We start from the raw sequence: 4,599 nt of genomic DNA, 5'->3' as shown, positions 1-4,599 counted from the left end.
GCCGGCATCGACTTTGGTGGTTATAGCACCGTGAGCAAATTACAGGTAGGCCATCCCGTAGGTACCTTCTGGGGCGCTACCTACTATGGCGTACGCAAATCAGATGCAGTGCCTAAAGGCGCCGTAGATCCAAGTGCCAATCCGAAATTAGGAGATCCTTTGTATGTAGACCGCAACGGTGACGGAAAATTTGGCCAGGAAGATTTCAGTGTGATAGGTAATGGCAACCCTAAATTCTTCGGCGGTATTGGTAACACGTTCCGTTACAAAAATTTATCGTTGAACATTTATTTCCAGGGATCCTTTGGCAACGATGTGATGAACCTCGCAGATGATTTCTACAAAACAGGTGAGCCACTGACGAATCAATACGCCATGGTCAAAGACCGCTGGTCGCCTTCCAATCCCAATTCCGACATCCCGCGTGTGAACTCCAGGAACTATATCCCCTCTACCATGTGGGTATACAAAGGTTCTTTCCTGCGCCTGAAATCAATCAACCTGGGCTATAATCTATCAGGAAAAGCCATGCACAGTCAATGGATCAATAACCTGAACGTATATCTTACTGCCACCAACTTATTCAATATCACCAACTATCCTTACTACGATCCGGAAACCAATTCCTACGGCACCAGTTCTACCCTGCGCGGATTTGATAACACCAACTACCCGCAAAACAGAACCTATGCTATTGGCGTGAACCTGACCCTGTAACAGCAGGCATTGATTGATGATATTTAAAATAATAACAATGAAGAAAATATTTTTAATAGCGATAGCATTTGCCACTTTCACTTCCTGCAAAAAATCGTTGACGGAAGAGCCTAAAAGTTTCCTTTCTCCTGATCAGTTCTTTAAATCCGACCAGGACGCCATACAAGGCGCAAACGGCGTGTATTACTGGCTGGTAGGCTCCTACCCTAACCGCCTGTTTCAGCAGGAGCTGTGGTCCGTCCTGGATGAGAATTGTGACGTGATCAGAACACCGCATCCCGGTCCTTTAAATATCACCGCCGGAACACCCGGCAGTGCGCCGGTGATGTATGGAGGTCTTTATAAAGGCATTTACGCCGCCAACCTGGTCATTGATAAAGTAACAAAGTCGCCCTCTATTTCTGCGGCCACCAAAACCCGTGTGTTGGGTGAAGCGAAATTCCTGCGGGCACTCTTCTACTACTATCTTACCGGCTTATTCGGGGATGCCGTACTATACAATGAAAACAACTATGCCGATATAGATCAGTCGAAAACCTTCCCCAGAACAGCAGTAGCAGACATCCGCAAACAAATGATCGCGGACCTCACCGAAGCAGCAGCAGGCTTGCCGGCTACCTATCAGTCGTCCGACAACGGCCGTGCCACCAGCGGCGCCGCACTCGCCCTGCTCACCAAAGTATACCTATGGACCAAAGATTATACAAAGGCGGAAGAAACAGCGATGAAGATCAAAACTTCCGGCGTCTATATCTTACTCCCGAACTATGCCGATGTATTCACTGCCGACAATGAATTCAACCGGGAGTCGATCTTTGAAATAGACTTTCAAACAGACCTGCTCAATAGCTACCAGCACGCCTTCTACTCCCCTAACAACACTGTAGGTGTAGCTCCCTTCGTTGACAAGCCCTGGTATCGCTCTTATGTGCCTTACCATAGCTTCTCCAACAGCTTTGATCCGAAAGACAAAAGGAAAGCATCGCTCATTGCCACCAGCTACAATGGCACCGCTTTCAAAACCGATGCCACCAACAAAGTGGATGTCTGGTTTGGACCAAAGTGGTGGCGCCTCGACGCAGGAGAGCGTAACAGCGGTCTGGATATTTACTTGCTGAGATATGCCGACGTACTGCTCATGCTCGCAGAAGCCGCCAATGAAAACGGACATACCGGCGTGGCAGAAGATGCATTGAACGAAGTAAGAACACGCGCTGGCCTGGATGATGTTTCCGGTCTTTCACAAGCACAATTCAGGAATCAAATTTACCAGGAACGTGCCTGGGAATTAGTAGGAGAAGGACACCGCCGCTTAGACCTGATCAGATGGGGTAAATATCCTCAGGCGGCAGTAACGGCTTCCGCTACGGAAGAACCGGAGTTGTCAGCTTCTTATAAACCTTATTATGTGCTGTTGCCGATTCCGGCTACGGAAGTAGCGAAGAATCCGGCGCTGGGGCAGAATACGGGGTATTGATGTTTTTTTGCAGGGTTCTCTTCTGGAAGGGAAGAGAACCCTGTAAAACTGTTTGCGGGCATGGAGAAATATTTCCCGCAAAATGGCATGAATATGTGAGGCGTTACAAACGTATATCCGTTACCGTCATGATAATTTTAACACCCCTGTTTTCGCCTTACTCTTTCACCCGCACCATATCATCCATCTTCCAGCTCTTATCGAAATAAGCGGCGGTAGGACCATAAAAGCGCATATAGGCAAACCAGTGTTTTCCAGGTATTGTCTGCACCCAGTTCTTTTCTTTTCCTGCCGGTGCTTTGGGACCAAAATAAAGGTCTACGGAACCATCACTGTTCCGGATTAAATCTTTGCGGGAAGAGAGATCTGCGTTCCGCTGAGGGTTATCTATCAGGCACCGGGTAGCGGCGTCATATACGGTCAGCGACCAGAAATTTACTGCAGGTGGATTGGCGGGTACATGTAAGGTATAACTGATGCCTCCCATCAGCCATTGCCCATCCTGATCTTCATAGGCGCCTAAATAGGCCTGTCCTACGTTAGGTACCTGGGTGATCATAGATTTGGAATAGGTCACCGCTTCAAAGAAGTAGGAAGCACGCTGAAAAAACTCATCATAGTTTTGCGCGCGTTGAGAAGGATCGCTGAGTAGCAGCACGTAATCCCATTTCCTGTCCGCCCAGTGATATACACTGTCGAAACGTTTTGCAAATGAATTGGCCATCGCCATTTGTTCTCCAGCGGTAGCGGCAGCCATCAGGATTTTCTTTTGCCTTTCCGTGGGAGCAAAAGACTTCCCTTTTTTAAGTCCCAGATTATCCAGCCACGCCATAAAAAAACGATCCCTTTCTGCCACCGGCTCGTCCTGTAAAATAGCGTTTAGCCGTTCCCAGTAGGCCATGCCATGTGGCTGACCACCGAAATATTTTTTTCCTGCGGGACTAATCACCCTGGTGGGAGTGGGATTTGCCCGCTGAGCATAAGGATAAATTTTTACGCCATTTACGAGCGCCAATGCCTTCACGGAATCGGGGTCCAATGCCCGGAAACCGAAGAATACGTTCATGGTATTGCATGGCACTGTAAAGAACCCGGGCGCGTTGAAATCAGCCGCGCCGGGAGGGAGTAGTACATACTTTCCACCCTTCCCCTTATCCGGTCCAAATTCGCCTATAACGGCCTGTTCCCGCTGCCAGAAATCTGCCAGTCCACCAGCCGTATGCCCTGCAGGCATTTCAATCACCGTAGGACCATTCTTAGCGAGATCAATAAAACTGATGATGTAAGGCGTAGTCGCGTTGGCAGTTAAAATACCCAATTTATCTTCGTAACTGTTATAGTATACCAGGTCGTTACTGCCAGCTCCAAACACTTCCTGATGTACGCGTTGCCACTCCGCGAAGGCCACAATGGGCAGCGCCCATAAATAGCATTGCACCGCTTCCTGGTAATCCATTTTTTCGAACAGGGTACCAATGGACCTTTTGGCGGGTAATTCTTTATCCATGTATACCGTAGCGGTATCGGAATCCAACATAGATTCCGATACGTTACGCTGCATATTTTCCGGTACGGTACTTTTGGGGGATTTGCAGGACAACGCTGCGCAACAGATAAAAAGGCCAGTTACTATCGTCTTTATCATTCTTATTTTTATTTATTCTGCACCAATACTGCTTTACCTGTATCACCGGGTTTATCTTTCACACAACGGAAACCGATATGTGAAGCACCGGAATCGAAGGAGGTTCCCCTGCGCGCACTGGGGCGATAATTCACGCAATAGTCGTTGGCGCATAAAAAAGAGCCGCCTTTGGTTACCCGTTTGATCGCATAGGGATCGTCCGGATCATTGGTGGTAGTAGGTCCCTGGGGATCTACCAATACAGCGCGGGTATTAATTTTCTTGTATAAAGAGGCGTCGTACCAGTCTTCCGTCCATTCCCATACATTACCGGTCATATCAAATAGCCCGTAGGCATTGGCCTGATAACTGGCTACCGGAGCAGTTCCTTTAAATCCATCATCTCCCGAATCACTATTCGGGAAATGGCCCTGGAATGTATTGGCCATATAATGATGCCCCGGTGTAAACTCATTGCCCCAGGCATAGCGTTGTTCGGCCTTTCCACCTCTGGCGGCGTACTCCCACTCTGCTTCGGTGGGCAAACGTTTACCGGCCCATTTGGCGTAAGCTGCGGCATCTTCCCAGGCCACTTGCACCACCGGATGTTTCCAACGCCCGTCCAGATTGCTGTTGGGGCCTTCCGGATGTTTCCAGGAGGCACCTGCCACCCATTTCCACCAGTTGCCAATATTGGAGGTGTTCACCGGATGATCTGGTGCAACAAATACCATAGATCCGGGTACCAGCAAATCATCTTTGGGTTCGGGAGTACCGGGAG

The 4,599-nt window shown here is 48.8% G+C and carries 3 protein-coding genes and 1 pseudogene; 2 read left to right on the top strand and 2 right to left on the bottom strand.

Features of this window, described 5'->3' with window-relative positions:
* Together VIP81_RS08800 and VIP81_RS08795 are read left to right on the top strand one after the other, a co-directional pair.
* Positions 1-717, top strand: a pseudogene (locus VIP81_RS08800) (hypothetical protein); the annotation flags it as partial.
* Between the two features lie 37 nt (positions 718-754).
* Entirely contained in the window at positions 755-2,194 is a 1,440-nt protein-coding gene (locus tag VIP81_RS08795; RefSeq protein WP_331958598.1) for a RagB/SusD family nutrient uptake outer membrane protein, read from the top strand.
* A gap of 157 nt (positions 2,195-2,351) precedes the next feature.
* Here VIP81_RS08795 and VIP81_RS08790 read toward each other — a convergent pair whose 3' ends face one another.
* Both VIP81_RS08790 and VIP81_RS08785 read right to left on the bottom strand, forming a co-directional pair.
* Complete coding sequence (locus VIP81_RS08790) at positions 2,352-3,839, bottom strand: DUF1254 domain-containing protein (RefSeq protein WP_331958595.1); 1,488 nt, start codon at positions 3,837-3,839, stop codon at positions 2,352-2,354.
* An 8-nt stretch (positions 3,840-3,847) separates the two neighbouring features.
* The coding region (locus VIP81_RS08785; protein ID WP_331958592.1) for a formylglycine-generating enzyme family protein at positions 3,848-4,599 on the bottom strand (752 nt) is incomplete at its 5' end.

The organism is Chitinophaga sp. (assembly GCF_036566945.1).
GTDB lineage: Bacteria > Bacteroidota > Bacteroidia > Chitinophagales > Chitinophagaceae > Chitinophaga.
This window is presented reverse-complemented; position numbering and strand designations above follow the sequence as displayed.